Genomic DNA, 18,913 nt, shown 5'->3' with positions numbered 1-18,913 from the left:
AGGACGGGCCGGACCCGGCCCTGACGGTTCCGGCCGCGACCCGGCCGGCCCGGGGCGGCTGGCGTGAGGGCGACCCGGTCGGACGGCGCCGTTGGGTCCGGCTGGACCGACCCCTGGAGCTGGAGTCGGGGGAGCACCTGCCCGGGGTGCGCCTGGCCTACCAGACCTGGGGGCGCCTCAACCCCGAGGGCGCCAACGCGGTGCTGGTCCTGCACGCCCTCACCGGCGACGCCCACCTGGCCGGACCGCCCGGCCCCGGCCAGCCCAGCCCCGGCTGGTGGGAGGGGATCGTCGGTCCCGGGCGGGCGCTGGACACCGACCGCTACCTGGTGGTGGCCCCCAACGTCCTGGGCGGCTGCCAGGGCAGCACCGGTCCGTCCTCGGACGCCCCCGACGGTCGGCCGTGGGGGAGCCGGTTCCCCCGGATCACCCTGCGCGACACCGTCCGCGCCGAGGAGGCGCTCGCGGACGCGCTGGGCGTGGACGCGTGGGCGGCCGTGCTCGGCGGATCCATGGGCGGGATGCGCGCCCTGGAGTGGGCGATCACCCTCCCAGGGCGGGTCCGTCGGGCCCTGGTCCTGGCCTGCCCCGCCGCCACCACGGCCAGGCAGATCGCCTGGGCCGCCCCGCAGCTGCACGCCGTACGAGCGGACCCGGACTGGTTCGGCGGCGACTACCACTCCACCGGCCGCGCGCCGGTGGACGGCCTCGGGGTCGCGCGCCGGATCGCCCACGTCACCTATCGCGGGGCGGGCGAGTTCGACGCGCGCTTCGGCCGGTCCGCCCAGCGGGGCGAGGACCCCGGCTCCGAGGGGCGGTACGCGGTGGAGTCCTACCTCGACCACCAGGCGTGGAAGCTGGCCCGCCGCTTCGACCCGGCCAGCTACGTACTGCTCACCGAGGCGATGAACGGGCACGACGTCGGACGCGGCCGTGGCGGGGTCGCTGCCGCGCTGGCCGCGATGCCGGAGCGGACGATCGTGGCGGGGGTCGACAGCGACCACCTGTATCCGCTCTCGCAGCAGCGGGAGATCGCCCGCCACCTGCCCCGGCCCGGTCAGGTACGGGTGATCGGGTCGGCGCACGGCCACGACGGCTTCCTCGTCGAGACCGAGCAGGTCGCCGCGCTGGTCGGGGAACTGCTCTCCGACACCGGGTGAGCGGCGCGGGCCGCGACCCGCACGCCTGCCCCGGGCCGAAGGGCTCAGGCCGAGGCCGCGTCCAGGAGCGCCGACTCCTCGGCGGTCAGACGCAGGTCCGCCAGGGCCAGCAACCCCTCCAACTGCCCCAGGCCACGAGCGCTGGAGAGCACCCGGCCAGGTCCGGACAGGCTGCCGGTGCCCCCGGCAGTGACGCACCCGTGAGGTGGACCCGAGGGCGCTGCTCATCATGGTGCGCAAGGAGGGCGTGTGCCACCTGGGTGCCGGTCGGCTGACACAGGCCGAGCCGCTCATCCTCCGGGCCCTGGGGCTGCTCTCCGAGGACGACCACCAGAACCGGGCCCGCGCGCACAAGGCCCTGGCCGACCTGCGGGTCCGCCAGGGGCGGATCGACGAGGCACTGGAGGAGTACGACGAAGCGGTCGCTTCGCACCGCCACCTCGGAGACCAGCGCCGGGTCGGAGACGTGTACGTGGCGCGCGCGGACGCCGTCGAGGACCGCGACCCGGCGGCCGCCCGCGCGGAACTGGGCCGAGCCCTGGAAGCCTACGAGAGCGCCGAGGCCGGTCGGGAGGCCGCCGAGGTCCGGGAGCGGATCGGCGCCTGACCCGCCCCGGGGTCACTCACCTTCCCGGTGGACGGTGAAGGTGAGCCGCTGCTCGCCCAGGAACACCGCGAGGTCCCGCTCGGGTGCCCGTCCCCCGACCCACAGGTGCCAGTAGGCGGAGGCCGCCGCGGTGGGGTCGGCCCCGTGCCGGGGGGAGTCCGCCACGAGGCGTACCCGCGCCCCGTCGCGGTCGACGACCAGGCAGTCGGGGCCGTCCGCCGCCACCGCCAGGTGGGCGCGCGGGTGATCGGCCAGCCGAACCCGCAGCCGTTCCCAGGAGACGGCCCCCCGGGGGCCCTCCGACCCGGGACCGCACAGGAGGAGGCAGGCCGCCTCGGACCAACGCGCCTGGGTCTCGTCCGCGTGGGCGGCCAGGTGGGGCCGGTCCAGCGGCAGCCTCCCGGCGTCGACGGCCTCCGCGGGGAGTCGGCGGACCCGGAGTCCGTCCTCCTCCTCGAGGACCGTGCACCACAGCGGCGTGGTGTCCGCGGCGTCGGGCCAGCCGCGTCGGTAGGGGATCGGCGGGTCCGGCGGCAGGACGCGCAGGGGCTGCTCGGGCTCGGACAGGTTCAGGAGCCGGTAGAAGGTCGCACGCAGGATCTGCCCCGACCGGCCGGGTACGGAGTTGAGCAGGTCGGTGTGGGCGGAGAACCGGTCGGGCTTGTGCCCGGCGGCGTCGGCCAGCAACTGGGGCAGCAGAGGTCGGTCCGCGCGCAGCCGGGTGGCGTCCCTGCCGAACGCGGCGATGGGGGAGCCGTCGGCCATCTCGTGGTGGGGGAAGGCGGCCAGCATGGTGTGGGTGCCCTGGGCGGCGCCGTAGAAGGTGACCGAACCGTGGTCACCGATCACGTGGTCGGCGGCGACCAGTGCCGCCTGCCAGCCCTGCCGGGGAGGCAGGACGCGGAGCCCGGCGCGTTCGGCCGTGGCCAGCCAGGACCGCACCTGCCAGGTCCCGTGTCCGTGCCAGACGTTGGGGTGCAGGGCGAGGGCCACGCGGTACTCGTCCACCGGGAGTTCGGTGAGGAGGGTGCCGAGGAGGCCGGGCCAGGCGCCCAGGAGGGAGGTGGGCCCCCAGGTGGAACTGACCAGGACCAGCCTGCGCGCGCCCGTCTCCAGGTGGTCGCGGTAGCGTTCGCGCCAGGGCAGCCCGGCCAGGATGCGGTCGTGGGTGGGGTCTCCGGCGACGACCGCGGAGCCGACCGCCTCGGGGCAGGCGGCGCGGAGCCGGTCGAGCTGCTCGGTGTGGGAGAGCACGAGGGCCTCGGGGACCAGCTCCCCGTCCCGCAGCAGGGTGGGGGCGGCCAGACCGAACACGGCGTCGGTTTCCGGGGAGTCCGTCACGTCACGGTTTCCGGTTTCCGGTTTCCGGTTTCCGGTTTCCGGTTTCCGGTTTCCGGTTTCATTAGTTTATTGTATCCGGCACCATGGGAGAAGACGACCAATGGGGCCTTGATCAGGTGCAGGTCGTCGCCGTAGCTCGCGGCGATCGCGAGGTCGAATTCCTCCTCCACCGCCTGTTCCCACGGGGCGACGACGGCGCCGATGTCACCGAGGAATTCGGTGACGCCCTCGCGGAAATTGGACGTGCGCGCGCGGGTGAAGACGATCTGGATTCGGGGATCGGATTCGAGTAGCGGAAGAATGTCGAGCAGGCGCGTGAGGGTGGTGACGGTGTGCGCCACGACCAGCACGCGGCGGCAGTCGGGCGCCGTCGACCAGCCGGGGGCCGATCCGATGGGTACCCTCAGCCGCTCCTCGACCGACATGTGCTCTCCCGCTACTCGTGTCCGTTCTGCCCGGCCCGCGACGGGACAGAGTACCGAATCCCCGCCTCCTTGTCGGGGGCCGGTCAGACCCCGTGGGTGGCGCGGCGGTGCTCCGCGTAGCGCTCACGGACCCGTCGGCCCACGTCGGGCTCGTGGCTGGACTCCTCATCCGGGGCGCCCAGGGGCCACACCGGGGGTTCGGCGGTTCCGGCGAGGGTCCAGGCGGCCTGGCGGGCCGCACCGATGGCCACGTACTCGGCCGCGGGCGGCACCACGATGGGAGCGCCCAGCACGAGCGGTGCCACGGCCCGTACGGCCGCCGACCGGGCGCCCCCGCCGACGAGCAGGACGCGCTCGACCGGGACCCCGCTCGCGGTCATCGCGGCCAGGCCGTCGGCCAGTCCGCAGAGCATGCCCTCGACGGCGGCGCGCGCGATGTTCTCCGGACGCATGTTGTCCCGTGTCAGCCCGTGCAGTGAGCCGGTGGCGTGCGGCAGTTCCGGGGTGCGCTCCCCGTCCAGGTAGGGCAGCAGGACCACCCCGCCCGCCCCGGGTTCGGCGTTCAGGGCGAGGGCGTCCAGTCCGGCCAGGCCGGTGCCGAGCATCGCGGCGGTGGCGCTCAGTACCCGCGCCGCGTTCAGGGTGCAGGCCAGCGGAAGGAACCCGCCGGTGGCGTCGGCGAACCCGCACACGGTGCCGGTGGGGTCGTGGGCGGGCCGGTCGTGCGCCGCGAACACGGTTCCGCTGGTGCCGAGGGAGACCACGGCGTCACCCGGCCGCAGCCCCAGACCCAGCGCGGTCCCCATGTTGTCGCCGGTGCCGGGGGCGATGACGGCGCCCTCGGGCGTGTGGCCCACCGGCTCCGAGGGGGCCGCCACCCGGGGCAGGTCGAGTTCGCGGCCGAAGGCGCGGACCAGCAGGTCGGTGCGGTAGGCGCCCTCGGACGGCGACCAGTACCCGGTACCCGAGGCGTCGCCCCGGTCGGTGGTCGGCGCGGTACGGGCGCCGCCCAGCCGCCAGGTCAACCAGTCGTGGGGGAGCATCACCCCGCGCACCCGGGCGGCGTTGTCCGGTTCGTTCCGGGCGAGCCAGCGGAGCTTGGTGACGGTCAGGCTGGCCACGGGCACGTTGCTCACCGCGTCCGCCCAGGCCCCGGGGCCGCCGAGCTCCTCGACCAGGTCGCGCGCGGCGCCGGCGGAGCGGGCGTCGTTCCACAGCAGTGCGGGCCGCACGACCCGGCCGTCCTCGTCGACCACCACCATGCCGTGCTGTTGACCGGCCACGGACACGGCCGCGACGCCGTCGAGCAGCCCGGAGGAGGCGGTGGTCAGCGCCGTCCACCAGTGCGCGGGATCGGTCTCGGTTCCGTCGGGGTGCGGCGCGCGGCCCTCGCGCACCACCTTGCCGGTGGTGGCGTCGCAGACCACGATCTTGCAGGACTGGGTCGAACTGTCGATTCCGGCAACCAGCGTCATGTGTGCTCCGTGTGAGTGAGGGGTCGAAGCGGTCGTGGAGGTCAGGTCATGGCTGACTCGAGGAGGATGTGCGCGGTCGTGGTGTCGGTGACCAGTGAGGAGATCACCCCGGTCTTGAGGGTGGAGTGGATGGCCTGGGCCTTGCCCGAGCCCCCGGCCACGGCGATGACCTCGGGGACCGCGCGGAGCTGGTCCAGGGTGATGGCGATGACGCGTGAGGTCAGCTCGGGTGCGATGGGGGAGCCGTGCACGTCCACGGTGCGTGCGCACACCTCCGCCTGGACCCCCTCGCGTTCGAGGGAGGCGCCCTCGGCGGGGGAGAGGGCGTCGCGGACCAGGGAGAGCGTGGGGGACCACGAACCGATGGCGACCACGGCCTTGTCGAGTTCGCCGTAGCGCTGCATGGCGTCGGCCACCTGGGGTTGGCTGCGCAACGCCTCCGCCGTACCGGGGTCGGACACGACCAGAGGGGCGTAGACGGGGAAGGCCGGGCCGCGCGCGAGGCTGGCCACCCGCCGCACGAGTTCCACCGAGTTCTCCTCCACGCCTCCGGGCAGCACGCCGGTGAGCTGCACGACCGTGCACCGGGGCAGGTCGCCCAGGGCGAGGGTCATCGCGTTGAGGGTACGGGAGCAGGCCAGCCCGAGGGTGTCGCCCTCCTCGAGGATCTCGGTGAGGTACTCGGCGGCGATGCGCCCGAGGCTGCGGTGCAGTGCCTCGCCCTCCCCGGCGTGGGCGACCACCACCGCCTGCTTGAGGCCGTAGGCGGTGCTCAGCCGCTGGGAGAGGTCGGTGTCCACCTCGGTGGGCTCCGCGATCTCGATGCGGACGATCCCGACGTCGCGGGCCTCCTCGAGGATGCGTGCGACCTTGAACCGGCTGATGCCGAAGTCCTCCGCGATGCGGATCTTGGAGTCGCCCGCCAGGTAGTACCTGCGGGCGACCGCGGTGGCGCGGATCAGTTCCGCGGGTCGGAACGCGTGCTTCATCTACGCCCTCCAGTGGTGTCGCTCAAATGAGCGGAGTATCGCCCATTATTGCACCACGGGTTGACCGGTGACACCCGTCACAACTTAAATGAGGCCCGGGCCGCTCATGTGTTATCCAGAACGCTCATATGAGCGGCCGGTGCTCGGAGGAGGCCGCACGGGATCCCCCTCGCGTGGTCCCGCGGTCCTCGCCTGCCTACCCCCAGGAGGAAGTCATGATCACGAACGCACCGCGAGGCGTGCCGCTGGTGGCGGCGGCCACCGGGCTGGCCCTGGTCGCCACCGGCTGCTCGGGGGCCGGGGGCGCCGGGGCGGACGGCGACCGGATCGTCACCGTCGCCACGGTCTCCAACCCGCAGATGGAGGACATCGAGGCGCTCGCGTCGGAGTTCAACGACGCGCACCCCGACATCACGGTCGAGTTCGTGGTCCTGCCCGAGAACCAGCTCCGCGACCGCGTGACCCAGGACATCGCCACCCAGGGCGGCCAGTACGACGTCGTCACCATCGGGACCTACGAGGTGCCGATCTGGGCCGAGAACCAGTGGATTCTCAGCCTCGACGAGTACGCCGCCGACCCCGGCTACGAGATCGACGACATCATCCCCACCGTCCGCTCCGCCCTCTCCCACGAGGACCAGATGTACGGGGCCCCCTTCTACGGGGAGTCCTCCTTCCTCATGTACCGGGAGGACCTCTTCGAGGAGGCGGGCCTGGACATGCCGGACCGGCCCACCTGGGAGGAGGTCGCCGGGTTCGCGGCCGAACTGGACGACCCGGACGCCGGCACCGCCGGGATCTGCCTGCGCGGGGTCCCGGGCTGGGGCGAACTCCTGGCGCCGCTCAACTCCGTGATCCTCACCTACGGCGGCCAGTGGTACGACGAGGACTGGAACGCCCACCTCGACTCGCCCGAGGTGGAGGAGGCCGTCCAGACGTACGTGGACCTCGTCCGCGACCACGGACAGTCGGGCGCCCCCAACGCGGGCTTCACCGAGTGCCTCACGACCATGGCCCAGGGCGACGCCGCCATGTTCTACGACTCCACCGTCGCGGCGGGCAACCTGGAGGACCCGGACTCCAGCAGCGTCGTCGGTGACATCGGCTACGTCGCCGCGCCGACCATGGAGACCGACCACGCGGGCTGGCTGTGGGCCTGGGCCCTGTCGATCCCCTCCACCTCCACCGACCCCGAGGCCGCGTGGGAGTTCGTCTCCTGGGCCACGTCGAAGGAGTACCACCAGCTCGTCGGTGAGGAACTGGGCTGGGAGCGCGTCCCGCCCGGCTCCCGGATCTCGACCTACGACATCCCCGAGTACCAGGAGGCCGCCGAGGCCTTCGCCGGACCCACCTACGACGCCATCGACAACGTCGACGTGGAGCAGCCCGGAGTGCACCCGCAGCCCTGGACCGGGGTCCAGTACGTGTCCATCCCCGAGTTCCAGGACCTGGGCACCCTCGTCTCCCAGGAGATCTCCGCGGCCATCGCGGGACAGCAGACCGTGGAGGAGGCCCTGGCCAAGTCGCAGGAGTACGCGGACCAGACCGCCGAGTCCGGCGGCTACCGCGACTGAGAACCGCCGGTGCCGGGCGCCGAACCCGGCACCGGCACCGGAGCCCTCCCCACCCCGACCCCCGCAAGGAAGGCCATGAGCGCTCAGACCCCGCCGGACACGGCGCGGCGCGGGCCCCGGACCCGGGACCTGACCCGGACGGAGCGATGGATCCGGCGCGGCCCGCTGCTGCCGGGACTGCTGTTCGTCATCGCGATGACCCAGATCCCGTTCCTGTTCACCGTCTACTACAGCTTCCAGAGCAGCAACCTGCTGCGCCCCGACTCGGACTCCTTCGCGGGGTTCGCCAACTACGGCAGCGTCCTGGGCGACCCGCTCTTCCACAACGCCGTCGCCAACACCGTCCTGCTGACCGTCGGCGCGGTTCTGGCCTCCCTGGTCCTCGGGCTGGGGCTGGCCCTCCTGCTGGACCGCGCCTTCCTCGGCCGGGGGATCGTCCGGACCCTGATGATCACGCCGTTCCTGGTCATGCCGGTCGCCGCCGCGCTGCTGTGGAAGACCTCGATGTACCACCCGGTGTACGGCCTGCTCAACTGGGTGCTCTCGCCGTTCGGGGTCCAGGCGGACTGGGTCAACGACTTCCCGCTGCTGTCCATCGTCATGGTGCTGACCTGGCAGTGGACCCCGTTCATGATGCTCATCATGCTCGCCGGGCTCCAGAGCCAGTCACCCGAGGTGCTGGAGGCCGCGCGGGTGGACGGCGCCGGACCCCTCGCGGTCTTCCGCCGGATCACCTTCCCGCACCTGCGCCGCTTCGTGGAGCTGGCGATCCTGCTCGGCACGATCTACATCGTCCAGACCTTCGACGCGATCTACATGATCACCCAGGGCGGGCCGGGCCAGTCGACCACCAACCTGCCCTACTTCATCTACCTTCAGGCCTTCCGCTCCTTCGACGTGGGGGAGGCCGCCGCCGCCGGAGTGATCGTGGTCGTCGCGACCCTGGTCGTCGCCATGTTCGCCCTGCGCGTGGTCTCCAGCCTGTTCGAGGAGGAGTCGTGACCCCCGTGACCGCACCTCCGTCCGCCCCGTCCGCGGTGACCTCGCCCCGGGACGGTTCGGCCCGGCGCAGGCGTCGGCGCCGACCCGTACGCCCCCTGCCGGGCATCCTCGCGTGGGCGCTGGGACTGCTGTTCTTCTTCCCCGTGCTGTGGATGTTCCTCACCGGTTTCAAGCAGGAGTCCCAGGCCTCCACCAACCCGCCCACCTTCTTCTTCCAGCCGACCCTGGACCAGTACTCGGCGGTGATCGGGCGCGACTTCGTCCCCTACCTGCTGAACTCCCTCCAGGCGTCGGTGCTGTCCACCATCCTCGCCATCGTCCTGGGGCTGCCCGCCGCCTACGCGCTCTCCCTGGTGCGCGTCCCCGCGTGGCGCGACTCGCTGTTCTTCTTCCTGTCCACCAAGCTCCTGCCGCCGGTGGCCATGATCCTGCCGCTGTACGTCATCGCCAGGAACCTCGGCGCGCTGGACGACGCCCGCACCCTCACCCTCGTGTACACGGCCATGAACCTGCCGATCGCGATCTGGATGATCCGGTCGTTCCTCGTCGAGCTGCCCAAGGAGGTCCTCGAGGCCGCCCGGATGGACGGAGCGCGCCGACTCACGGAGATGCGGCGCGTCATCCTGCCGATGATCGCCCCCGGTCTGGCCGCCACAGCCCTGATCTGCTTCATCTTCGCCTGGAACGAGTTCTTCTTCGCGGTCAACCTGACCGCGTCCCAGGCCTCCACCGTCCCGGTCTTCCTCGTCGGCTTCATCAGCGGCGAGGGCCTGTACTGGGCCCGACTCTCGGCCGCCTCCACCATGGCGGCCCTGCCCGTGATCCTCGCCGGATGGGCCGCCCAACGGTGGCTGGTCCGCGGCCTATCCCTAGGAGCCGTGAAGTAATGCGCGCACTCGTCGTCAGCGAACCCGGTCACTACTCCGTCCAGCAGGTGGACGACCCCAAGCCCGGCCCCGGGGACGTGGTCGTCGCCCCGGCCGCCGTGGGCATCTGCGGAACCGACCTGCACATCATCGACGGGGAGTTCGCCCCCACCCCCTATCCGATCGTCCCCGGACACGAGTTCGCCGGAACCGTGGTCGCGGTCGGCTCGGAGGTCACCGACGTGGCCGTCGACGACCGGGTCGCGGTGGACCCCTCCCTGTTCTGCGGGGAGTGCGCCAAGTGCCTGGTGGGCCGGGGCAACCTGTGCGCGCGGTGGAACGCGGTGGGCGTGACCCGGCCCGGAGCCAGCGCCGAGTTCGTCCCGGTGCCCGCGTCCTCCTGTTACCGCATCCCCGACTCCATGCCCTTCGAGCACGCCGCACTCATCGAACCCCTCTCCTGCGCGGTACACGGGTTCGACCTGCTGCCCGGCCGGGTGGGCGAGCACTACCTGGTCTACGGAGCGGGGACCATGGGGCTTCTCATGGCGCAGCTCGCCGCCTCGGCCGGGGCTGCCAGCGTGTCCGTGGTCGACCCCAACACCGACCGCCTCGCGGTGGCCGCCTCCCTGGCGGCGGACGCGGTCGCCGTCGGCGCCGACGAGCTGGACCGCTCCGACTGGGAGGTGGTCATCGACTGCACCGGTGTGGTCCCGGCGATCGAGGACGGTCTGACCCGGGTGGCCCGGGGCGGCACCTTCCAGGTGTTCGGCGTGGCCCCGGCCGAGGCCACCGCGACCTTCTCGCCCTTCCGGATCTACAACGACGAGATCACCGTGGTCGGCTCCATGGCGGTCCTGCACAGCTACGGGCGGGCCGTGGACATCATGGCCAAGGGGGTCGTGGACGCCGACACCATGGTCACCGACTCCTTCGCCCTCGACGACTACGGTCTCGCCGTCGAGGCCTTCCGCGCCGGTCGCGGCCGCAAGCTCCAGGTCAACCCGCAGCTGTAGAGGAGTGATGCCACGTGGCATCGGTCAGTTTCGAGAAGGCCACCCACTTCTACCCGGGCTCGGACGCGCCCGCCGTGGACGAGCTGAGCCTGGAGATCGAGGACGGGGAGTTCCTGGTCCTGGTCGGACCGTCCGGTTGCGGGAAGTCCACCTCACTGCGCATGCTCGCCGGGTTGGAGGAGGTGGACCACGGGACCATCCGGATCGGGGACACCGACGTCACCGACCTCAGCCCCATGGACCGCGACATCGCGATGGTCTTCCAGTCCTACGCGCTCTACCCGCACATGACCGTCGGGCAGAACATGGGCTTCGCCCTGGAGATGGCCAGGGTCGGCAAGGAGGAACGGGCGCGCCGGGTGGCCGAGGCCGCCGAGCTGCTGGACCTGACCCCGCTGCTCGACCGCAGACCCAAGGCGCTCTCGGGCGGCCAGCGCCAGCGTGTGGCGATGGGCCGCGCGATCGTGCGGGAGCCCCGGGTCTTCCTGATGGACGAGCCGCTGTCCAACCTGGACGCCAAGCTCCGGGTGTCCACCCGCACCCAGATCGCCGAACTCCAGCGCAGGCTGGGCGTCACGACCGTCTATGTCACCCATGACCAGGTCGAGGCCATGACCATGGGCGACCGGGTCGCGGTGCTCAAGGACGGGCTGCTCCAGCAGTGCGACACCCCGCTCGGGCTGTACGAGCGCCCGGCCAACGCCTTCGTCGCCGGTTTCATGGGTTCACCCGCGATGAACCTGCGGGAGTTCCCCGTCACGGGCGAGGCGGTCCGGGTCGGCGGTCACGACCTCCCGCTGGGCGCCGGGCAGCGGGCGCGTCTGGCCCGGGAGGGCGCGGACTCGGTCCTGTTGGGGTTCCGTCCCGAGGCGGTGGACCTGGTGGGTGACACCGACGGCTTCCCGATGGAGATCGGACTGGTCGAGAACCTGGGCGCGGACTGCTACCTGTACGGGGGGATCCCCGGACATCCGGCCGACGGCGACCTGGTGGTCCGGGTGGCCCCGGACCGCGCTCCGACCAGCGGTCAGGTCGTCCACCTGCGGGTCCGGCCCGGGCAGGTGCACGTCTTCTCACCGGGGACGGGGGAGCGCCTGGACGAGTGACCTGGACCATGGCCGCGACGGACACTTCTCCCTTGCCTTGGTAAAGACGCGTCAATAAACTTGAGCGCAGACAACTCAAGGACGAGGGGAAGTGGTCCGATGCGCGTCACGGATGTCTTCGCGGGTACCGGCGAGCGGATCGACGAGCACCTGTGGGCCCAGTTCGAGGCCGAGCCCGTGGCCCGTGTGGACAGCGGCCGGCGTGGCGGAGACCTCGTGGTCGAGGTCGAACTCGCCCCGGGCGTCGATCCCCGAGGGGTGCGGGTCCGCCACGAGGGTGACACCCTCGTCCTCGTGCGGAGCGCGGACCGCGCACCCCTGTACCGCGTGCCCCTGGACGCCCCGGTCGGTCGTGCCTCCCTGCGCCGCACGCCGCGCGGGCTCACCGTCACCGCGCCCCTCACCGGTCCCGCGCCCGCGGCCGTCCGGCCCGGGCTGAGCCCCGTCTCCCGCCCCACCCGGGCGCGGGCCGCCCTGGCCGGTCTCGCCGCCCGGATCCGGGCCCTGTTCAGCCGCTGACCCGCCTGCCTCCGTTCCCACCCGCGCCCCCGGATCCGACACGTCGGGGAGAGCCCGGGCGCGCGGACCGCACGACGAAAGGGCGCCCCGAACCGTTCGGGGACGCCCCTCTTCCCGGGCGAAGGGAAGTCTCGTGGAGCCGTGCCTACTCCGACGGGGCCACCGTGGCGAACCCGCCCCGGTGGTAGAGGAGCGGCGGTCGCGGGTCCTCCAGGACCAGGGTGTGGGTCACCTCGCCGACGACCAGCCAGTGGTCACCGATCAGCCGGGTGTCGAAACGCGTGCAGACCAGGTGCGCCACCGCCCCGTCCAGCAGCGGCACCCCGTCCGGTCCCGGACGCCAGACCGTGGGCGGGGCGAACCGGTCGACGTCCCGGCTCGCGAACCGCACCGCGACGTCCGTCTGCTCCTCGCTGAGCAGCTGCACCCCGAACTCGCCCGCGCGGCGCAGCGTCGGCCAGGTGGTGGACGTGTCGGCCACGTAGAAGGAGACGAGCGGGGGTTCCAGACTCACACTGGTGAAGGACGTGGCGGTCAGCCCCACCGGCCTTCCCCCGACGTTCGCGGTGATGACGACGACACCGGCCGGGTGGTGGCGCATCGTCGCGCGGAACCGGTCGGCCTCGGCCCGTCTCCGGGACGGGGACGAGGTCTCGGTGACACTCATCGGACTCTCCCTTCTGGGCGGCGGTCAGACGGCGGTGGTCCTGGACCGGACGGCGGCGCGCAGGGCCGGGGCGGCTCCGTGGGCCCACGGCTCCAGCACCGCGTCCAGCCGCGGGGCGTGGTCCTCGTCGGCGGGCACGGTGTCCTGGAGCAGGGCCAGCCCCGAGGTGGGCACCGTGGCCCCGAGCTCCAGGAGCAGCGGGCGCAGGTGCACGTCCACGGCCAGGGTGTGCGCGGGGGAGGCCATCACCAGGACGGGGACGGCCGTCACGCCCGCCAGGCCGCCGGACGGCAGCAGGTCCAGGAAGACCTTCAGCAGCCCGGTGTAGGTCGCCTTGTAGGTGGGGCTGGCCACCACCAGCAGGTCGGATCCGCTCACCCGTTCCAACGCCGACCGCACGTCCAGGGTGGGGCCGGGGGTGAGCAGCAGGGGCGACAGGTCCGCCAGTTCCAGGACCTCCTGCTCCGGAGGCAGTCCGGTGGCGCGTGCGGCGTGGTGCGCCACGGCCCGGGCGGCGGTGGCGGTGCGGGAACCCCGGTGCGGGTTCCCGACGAGGACGGTCGTGGTCATGACGGCTCCGGAACGGAAGGAGGGGCGGACTCAGGTGGTGGCGGGCTCCGCCACCGCGAAGGGGACGAGGGTGGGGGCGTCGGTGGCCTCGTCCCCGTCGGGATGCCGCCACAGGCCGCGTTCCCGGAGCAGGGGCAGCACCCCCTCACCGAACCAGTACGCCTCCTCCAGGTGCGGGTAGCCCGACAGCACGAACTCGCTGACGCCCACCCGGTGGTACTCCTCGATCAGGTCCGCGACCTGTTCGTGGCTGCCGACCATCGCCGTACCCGCTCCGCCGCGCGCCAGACCCACACCGGCCCAGAGATGGGGGTGGATCTCCAGGTCGTCGGCGCGGCCGCCGTGCAGCTCCAACATGCGCCGCTGCCCCTCGGACTCGCTCCGGCGCAGACCGCTCTGCACCTGGGCGACGGTCTCGGGGGAGATCCCGTCGAGCAGACGTCGGGCCTGCGCCCACGCCTCCTCCTCGGTGTCGCGGCTGATCACGTGCAGTCGGATCCCGTACTCCAGGGTCCGGCCCCGTTCGGCGGCCAGTGCGGTGACCCGGCCGATCTTCTCCTCGACGGCGGCCGGGGGTTCACCCCAGGTCAGGTAGGTGTCCACGTGGGAGGCGGCGACCTCCAGGGCGGCGGGTGAGGAGCCGCCGAAGTACACGGGTGGGCGTGGGTCGGGCGTCCGCTGGAGCACGGCCCCCTCCACGGTGACGTGCTCGCCCCGGTGGTCCACGGTCCGGCCGCGCCACAGGGCGTCCACCACGCCCAGGAACTCCGCGGTGCGCCGGTACCGGGCGTCCTTGTCGAGGAAGTCGCCGTGCTGGCGCTGCTCGGCGGACTCACCGCCGGTCACCACGTTCAGCAACAGGCGCCCCCCGCTGAGCCGCTGGTAGGTGCTGGCCATCTGCGCGGCCAGGGTGGGGGAGAGCAGGCCCGGGCGGAAGGCCACCAGGAACTTGAGCCGCCTCGTGCCCCCGACCAGCATCGCCGTGGTCAGCCAGGCGTCCTCGCACCACGAACCGGTGGGGGTGAGGACGCCCTCGAACCCCAGCCGTTCGGCGGCCTGGGCGATCTGGCCGAGGTACTCCAGGGAGGGTTCGCGCGTCCGCCAGGCGGAGGAGGACACGACGTCCGCGCCGTGGCCTCCGCCGACGACGCCTCTGCTGTCTCCCTGCGTGGGCAGGAACCAGTGGAAGGTCAGGGGCATGAGGGTGTCAGTCCTTGCTCTCGTGGTGCTAGATCTGTCCGTGCCGGGGAGGACGGCGACGGTTGAGGGAGTACTCCCCGACGTGCTGGACCTTCCAGCGCACCGGGTCGTGGACGGTGTGGGTGCGGGCGTCGCGCCAGTGGCGGTGCAGGTTGGCCTCGTCCGCCGTGGCGCGGGTGCCCGCCGCCTCGAACAGGGCGGAGGAGACCTCCACGGCGGCCCGGCCGCCGACGACCTTGGCGGCGGCCACCGCGATGGAGGCCTCTGCGGTGGCGTCCTCCGCGTCGGAGGCGCCCTCGGCCAGGAGCGCGTCGGCCGCCTCCACGCGGTCGGCGGCGGTGCCGAGCAGGGCCTCGGCGGAGCGGACCTGGATCTCCAGCTCACCGAAGCCCTGCACCAGCAGGAGGTCCTCGCTGGCGTCGTCCACGCCGCTCTCGAACCAGGGGCGGCTCTTGGTGCGCACGAATTCCGAGGTCTCCTCCAGCGCCCCGCGCGCGGCGCCGACGTCGATGGCGGCGTGCAGGAGCTGGGCGAGGGCGCCGTAGGTGGTGGGGCCCTCGAAGGTCCGGTACTGCTCCAGGAGGAGCTCGGGGGAGACCGTCACCCCGGCCAGGTGCACGGTCCCGCTGGCGGTGGTGCGCTGGCCCATGCCCGCCCAGTCGTCCTCGATCCGGACCCCGGGGTGGTCGGCGGGGACGAACGCCAGGTGCGGACGGGGCCCGTCCGGGGTGGCGGCGGGGGCGACCACGGCGAGCCAGTCGGCGAACAGCGACCCGGTGGCGTAGTACTTCGTGCCGTCGATCCGGTACGCCTCCCCGTCGCGTTCGATCCGGGTGGCGTGGGTGTGCGCGTTCCTGCCGGAGCGCTCGGCCTGCGCGTTGCTGATCAGGGCGCCCGCGAGGACGTCGGAGTACACGCGGCGCCGGGCCTCGGAGCCGCCGCGCAGGCGCAGGGCGTTGAGGAACGCGAAGTGCGGCTGGAGGATCTGGGCCAGGCTCAGGTCGGCGGTGCCGAGCAGGCGCAGGACCTCCGCGACGGTGGCGGCGCCCACGGCCGCCCCGCCGAGGTCGCGGGGGACGGTCACCCCCAGCAGGCCGGAGCGGGAGACCGCGCGGACCACGTCGTGGGGCAGACGGCGTTCCCTGTCGCGGGCGGAGGCCTCGCGCGCGACCAGGGGGACGAGGGAACGGGCCACGCGGACGGCTTCGGCGGCGGAGGACAGTACGGGAACCGGCGCGGCGTCGGGGGACGTGCCGGGGGTGGGCCCGGTGATGGTCTCGGACAAGGGGAACCTCCTGAGCTGGGGCGCGACCGACACGCCCGGTAATCCTGAATGCCTACTGGAATTACCCGGAATCAAAGCACGGGTGGGGCGGGTCGGTCGTGAGGCACCGATCGTCGGTGTGGCGCGGCGGTTCCCGGGGGTGTCCGGGCCGAGGGTTCGGGCGGCTCCGCGCATGGCAGCCCCCTCGGCCCGGAACGTGGACCGGCCTCGCGCTCGTGATGTCCGTCCGGCGGGGTGGCCCGGGCGGCGCGAGGGTTCGGCGGGTCCGTGCCGACCGGCTCCGCGATCCGGTCGGCGTGGTGTCCACTGTGGTCTCCGGAACCCGATTTTGTCAACCAATAAAGTAGGGATTCAAGGAAGTGGGAGGTCACGGCGGTTGATGGTGGAGTATCGCGTGGTGCTGGTGGGGTGGATGTGGCGCGCGGCGACACGCTACTACCGACTAAACCTGTAGGGAATATGGTTTACTGGCGGGCATGGCAGTCAGCGCATCACCACACCTCCGGCCCTGGTGGCGACCGCTCACCTTCGACGAACGCTGTCAGTGACCCCGTCCAGCACGACCACTGACACCGCCCGGAGAGAAGTAAGAAGCCCATGACCGTCGACGACGCCGCCGGACGCACCGCAGCACCCACCCCGCTCACCCTGGACCGCCTGTCCGAGCTGACCGCGAAGGTCGCGGACGAGGTCCGCCAGGGAATCCACGAGATCCGCTTCGACGCCGAGAACCGTTGGTCCGTCCGGCTGCACGCCGACGACTACACCGACGTCTGGCTCATCTCCTGGACCCCCGACCAGTCCACCCGGCTGCACGACCACGCGGGCTCCCTCGGCGCCCTGACCGTCGTCACCGGTGAGCTGGTCGAGCACTACTGGGACGGAGAGCTGCGCGAACGCGTCCTCGCGGAACACGGGGGCGGCCGCTTCCCCCTCGGCCACGTGCACGACGTCATCAACACCTCGGACCGTCCGTCCGTGAGCGTGCACGCCTACTCGCCGCCGCTGACCGCCATGCACTACTACGAGGTCACCGGGGACGACGCGCTGCGCCGTACCGGCAGCATCCTCACCACCGATCCCGAGCCCGACGTCCCCACGTTGGAGTCGGTGCCCTCGGCTGAGGGGGTGGGCCGGTGAGCCTCATCGAGCGCGTCCTCAACAGCAAGCGTGCCCACCTGGAGCGGCTCACCCCGGCCGAGGCGCTGCGCGCCCAGCGCGAGGGCGCGCTCCTGGTCGACACCCGGCCGGTCGTCAACCGCGCGTCGGAGGGGGAGATCCCCGGCGCCCTGGTGATCGACCGCAACGTCCTGGAGTGGCGGCTCGACCCCACCAGTCCGGACCGGGTGCCCGAGGCCGACGCGCCGGACCGGCACGTCGTGCTGTTCTGCAACGAGGGCTACGCTTCCAGCCTGGCCGCCGCCCAGCTCCAGGAGCTGGGGCTGGCGCGCGCCACCGACCTGGTCGGTGGTTTCCGGGCCTGGCGCGCGGCCGGACTGCCCGTGACCGAACTCGTGCGGGAGTCCGCTCCCGTCTCCTGACCCGTCCGCGGGCGGCCCCGACCCCGCCGCCAGTGTCCGGTGTCGCCGCATGTGTCTTATCCATACTAAACAAGTCGGTTTGATGAGTAAGGGTCGCCGGCCCCGCGACCCTCCGCCGTGCCCCACCGCTCCGTCCCCCGACCCAGGGCGCCCCGGGCGCCCGGAGGAGAAGCGTCATGAGTGAAACACCCTCCACATCGTCACCCACCACCCCCGCGCGGACCGGTCTCAGGATCAGCGAGGACTGGGCCGCCACCCTCACGGGTCTCGTGCTGCTCGGCCTGTGCCTGCTCGGCGTGATCCCCGAGGGGCTGATCCCGTGAGCACCGGAACCCCCGATCCCCACGGCTCCGCCGACGTCCCGGAGGAGGGCCCGGCGGAGGCGGCCACCTCCACCGCCGCCGAGGTCCCCGCTCCGGAGGCCTCCCGCGCCGACACGCCACCGCCCTCCTCCCGGGGCTGGACCGCGCTCGGTCTGCTCGTCGTGCTGGCGCTGGCCGCCGCCACCAGGTTTCTGGAGTCCTGGGTCCCCGAGGCCGCCGAGGGCACCGCGCTGTCCGGGTTCGCCAGCGCGGTCGAGTACCCCGTCTACGCGATCCTCCTCGGCCTGGCCGGGAACCTGGTCCTCTCCCTGACCGGACTCCTCGACCGCCTCTCCCCGGCGTTCCGGACCGAGTTCCTCATCAAGACCGGTCTGGTGCTCCTGGGCTCCACGGTCCTGTTCGACGTCATCATCCGCGCCGCCGGACCGGCCGTCCTCCAGGCCCTGGTGCTGGTCACCTCCGTGTTCCTGTTCACCTGGTGGCTCGGCGGCAGGCTCGGGCTCGACGACCGCCTGCGCGCCCTGCTGGCCTCGTCGGTGTCCATCTGCGGAGTCAGCGCCGCCATCGCGGCGGCCGGAGCCGTGCAGGCCAGGAAGGAGCAGCTGGCCTACACGGCGAGCCTGGTCATCCTCTTCGCCGTGCCCTCGATCTTCCTGCTTCCCTGGCTGGTCCAGGTGATCGGGCTCAGTGACGCCCAGGCGGGCGCGTGGATCGGCGGCAACATCGACACCACTGCCGCCGTCGCGGCCTCGGGGGCGATCGTGGGCGAGGACGCGCTCCAGATCGCCTCCATCGTCAAGGCCACCCAGAACGTCCTGATGGGCGTGGTCGCGGTCCTGCTCACGGCCTACTTCGCCTTCCGCGTGGCCCCCACGGAGGGGAGGGACAACGAGGGACGCCCCGGGGTGCGCACCCTCTGGGACCGCTTCCCCAAGTTCGTGCTGGGCTTCCTGGTCGCCTCGGTGGTGGCCACGCTGTGGGCCAACAACGCGGCGGAGGACGCCCAGGCGGGGCTGGACACCGCCAAGGCGCTGCGGGACTGGTTCCTCATCGCGGCCTTCACCAGTATCGGCCTGGAGTTCCGGCTCGGCTCCCTGCGCGAGGCGGGGTGGCGTCCGATCGGCGTCTTCGGCGCCGCCACCGCGTTCAACCTGCTGGTCGGACTGTTGCTGGCGATGCTGCTGTTCCGGGGCTTCTCCTTCTGACCCGGACGGACGAGGGGCGCGGCACCACACGGTGCCGCGCCC

At 72.5% G+C, this 18,913-nt stretch carries 20 protein-coding genes; 12 read left to right on the top strand and 8 right to left on the bottom strand.

The genetic code is table 11. The features are described from left to right. Positions 1 to 20: 20 nt before the first annotated feature. Positions 21 to 1,160, top strand: a complete 1,140-nt coding sequence (gene metX / locus AC0VYL_RS17660) for a homoserine O-acetyltransferase MetX (protein ID WP_475483531.1) — start codon at positions 21 to 23, stop codon at positions 1,158 to 1,160. A gap of 205 nt (positions 1,161 to 1,365) precedes the next feature. Further along, positions 1,366 to 1,767 (top strand): tetratricopeptide repeat protein, encoded by a 402-nt coding sequence (locus tag AC0VYL_RS17655; protein ID WP_475480887.1) that lies wholly within the window; start codon positions 1,366 to 1,368, stop codon positions 1,765 to 1,767. Positions 1,768 to 1,779: 12 nt separating this feature from the next. Here AC0VYL_RS17655 and AC0VYL_RS17650 read toward each other — a convergent pair whose 3' ends face one another. The 4 genes from AC0VYL_RS17650 to AC0VYL_RS17635 form a co-directional block, all read right to left on the bottom strand. Next, on the bottom strand, positions 1,780 to 3,108 hold the full coding sequence (locus AC0VYL_RS17650; RefSeq protein WP_475480886.1) for a hypothetical protein: 1,329 nt from the start codon (positions 3,106 to 3,108) through the stop codon (positions 1,780 to 1,782). After that, complete coding sequence (locus tag AC0VYL_RS17645) at positions 3,105 to 3,533, bottom strand: hypothetical protein (protein WP_475480885.1); 429 nt, start codon at positions 3,531 to 3,533, stop codon at positions 3,105 to 3,107. The genes AC0VYL_RS17650 and AC0VYL_RS17645 overlap by 4 nt, the downstream gene beginning before the upstream one ends. Positions 3,534 to 3,616: 83 nt before the next feature. Continuing rightward, positions 3,617 to 5,008, bottom strand: coding sequence for a xylulokinase (xylB, locus tag AC0VYL_RS17640; RefSeq protein ID WP_475480884.1), 1,392 nt, complete (start codon positions 5,006 to 5,008; stop codon positions 3,617 to 3,619). A 41-nt stretch (positions 5,009 to 5,049) separates the two neighbouring features. Next, on the bottom strand, positions 5,050 to 5,997 hold the full coding sequence (locus AC0VYL_RS17635) for a sugar-binding transcriptional regulator (RefSeq protein WP_475454180.1): 948 nt from the start codon (positions 5,995 to 5,997) through the stop codon (positions 5,050 to 5,052). A gap of 215 nt (positions 5,998 to 6,212) precedes the next feature. On the opposite strand from AC0VYL_RS17635, the gene AC0VYL_RS17630 reads away from it, so the two are divergent. The 6 genes from AC0VYL_RS17630 (at position 6,213) to AC0VYL_RS17605 (ending at position 12,080) form a co-directional block, all read left to right on the top strand. Next, positions 6,213 to 7,571 (top strand): ABC transporter substrate-binding protein, encoded by a 1,359-nt coding sequence (locus AC0VYL_RS17630; protein ID WP_475454178.1) that lies wholly within the window; start codon positions 6,213 to 6,215, stop codon positions 7,569 to 7,571. 75 nt (positions 7,572 to 7,646) lie between these two features. Further along, entirely contained in the window at positions 7,647 to 8,573 is a 927-nt protein-coding gene (locus AC0VYL_RS17625) for a carbohydrate ABC transporter permease (RefSeq protein ID WP_475454176.1), read from the top strand. Then, a complete protein-coding gene (locus AC0VYL_RS17620; RefSeq protein ID WP_475480883.1) occupies positions 8,570 to 9,460 on the top strand; it encodes a carbohydrate ABC transporter permease in 891 nt (296 codons plus the stop codon). The genes AC0VYL_RS17625 and AC0VYL_RS17620 overlap by 4 nt, the downstream gene beginning before the upstream one ends. Then, positions 9,460 to 10,455, top strand: coding sequence for a zinc-dependent alcohol dehydrogenase family protein (locus tag AC0VYL_RS17615; protein WP_475454172.1), 996 nt, complete (start codon positions 9,460 to 9,462; stop codon positions 10,453 to 10,455). Before AC0VYL_RS17620 ends, AC0VYL_RS17615 begins: the two co-directional genes overlap by 1 nt. Before the next feature lie 14 nt (positions 10,456 to 10,469). After that, the gene (locus AC0VYL_RS17610; RefSeq protein WP_475454170.1) at positions 10,470 to 11,561 is read left to right on the top strand and encodes an ABC transporter ATP-binding protein; all 1,092 of its coding nucleotides are present in this window, start codon (positions 10,470 to 10,472) and stop codon (positions 11,559 to 11,561) included. Positions 11,562 to 11,660: 99 nt separating this feature from the next. Next, a complete protein-coding gene (locus tag AC0VYL_RS17605) occupies positions 11,661 to 12,080 on the top strand; it encodes a hypothetical protein (protein ID WP_475480882.1) in 420 nt (139 codons plus the stop codon). Positions 12,081 to 12,225: 145 nt separating this feature from the next. Here the strand turns inward: AC0VYL_RS17605 and AC0VYL_RS17600 are convergent, their stop codons facing one another. From AC0VYL_RS17600 to AC0VYL_RS17585, 4 genes are read right to left on the bottom strand one after another with little or no spacing between them, the layout of a single operon-like run. After that, the gene (locus AC0VYL_RS17600) at positions 12,226 to 12,747 is read right to left on the bottom strand and encodes a flavin reductase family protein (protein WP_475480881.1); all 522 of its coding nucleotides are present in this window, start codon (positions 12,745 to 12,747) and stop codon (positions 12,226 to 12,228) included. Between the two features lie 24 nt (positions 12,748 to 12,771). After that, positions 12,772 to 13,317, bottom strand: a complete 546-nt coding sequence (locus AC0VYL_RS17595) for an NAD(P)H-dependent oxidoreductase (protein ID WP_475454164.1) — start codon at positions 13,315 to 13,317, stop codon at positions 12,772 to 12,774. A gap of 30 nt (positions 13,318 to 13,347) precedes the next feature. Further along, the gene (locus tag AC0VYL_RS17590) at positions 13,348 to 14,517 is read right to left on the bottom strand and encodes an LLM class flavin-dependent oxidoreductase (RefSeq protein WP_475480880.1); all 1,170 of its coding nucleotides are present in this window, start codon (positions 14,515 to 14,517) and stop codon (positions 13,348 to 13,350) included. A gap of 28 nt (positions 14,518 to 14,545) precedes the next feature. Beyond that, positions 14,546 to 15,802 (bottom strand): SfnB family sulfur acquisition oxidoreductase, encoded by a 1,257-nt coding sequence (locus AC0VYL_RS17585; RefSeq protein WP_475480879.1) that lies wholly within the window; start codon positions 15,800 to 15,802, stop codon positions 14,546 to 14,548. A 597-nt stretch (positions 15,803 to 16,399) separates the two neighbouring features. On the opposite strand from AC0VYL_RS17585, the gene AC0VYL_RS17580 reads away from it, so the two are divergent. From AC0VYL_RS17580 to AC0VYL_RS17565, 4 genes are all read left to right on the top strand, one after another. Further along, positions 16,400 to 16,942: a cysteine dioxygenase gene (locus AC0VYL_RS17580; protein WP_475454158.1), complete on the top strand. Its 543-nt coding sequence runs from the start codon at positions 16,400 to 16,402 to the stop codon at positions 16,940 to 16,942. Then, the gene (locus AC0VYL_RS17575) at positions 16,939 to 17,343 is read left to right on the top strand and encodes a rhodanese-like domain-containing protein (protein WP_475480878.1); all 405 of its coding nucleotides are present in this window, start codon (positions 16,939 to 16,941) and stop codon (positions 17,341 to 17,343) included. Before AC0VYL_RS17580 ends, AC0VYL_RS17575 begins: the two co-directional genes overlap by 4 nt. A 176-nt stretch (positions 17,344 to 17,519) precedes the next feature. Beyond that, positions 17,520 to 17,666 (top strand): hypothetical protein, encoded by a 147-nt coding sequence (locus AC0VYL_RS17570; RefSeq protein ID WP_475480877.1) that lies wholly within the window; start codon positions 17,520 to 17,522, stop codon positions 17,664 to 17,666. Further along, positions 17,663 to 18,871: a YeiH family protein gene (locus AC0VYL_RS17565; RefSeq protein WP_475480876.1), complete on the top strand. Its 1,209-nt coding sequence runs from the start codon at positions 17,663 to 17,665 to the stop codon at positions 18,869 to 18,871. The genes AC0VYL_RS17570 and AC0VYL_RS17565 overlap by 4 nt, the downstream gene beginning before the upstream one ends. The last annotated feature ends 42 nt before the right edge of the window (positions 18,872 to 18,913 follow it).

This window comes from Nocardiopsis sp. iso_238 (assembly GCF_056173325.1).
The sequence above is the reverse complement of the archived record's forward strand: the minus strand, read 5'-3'. Positions and strand labels throughout refer to the sequence as shown.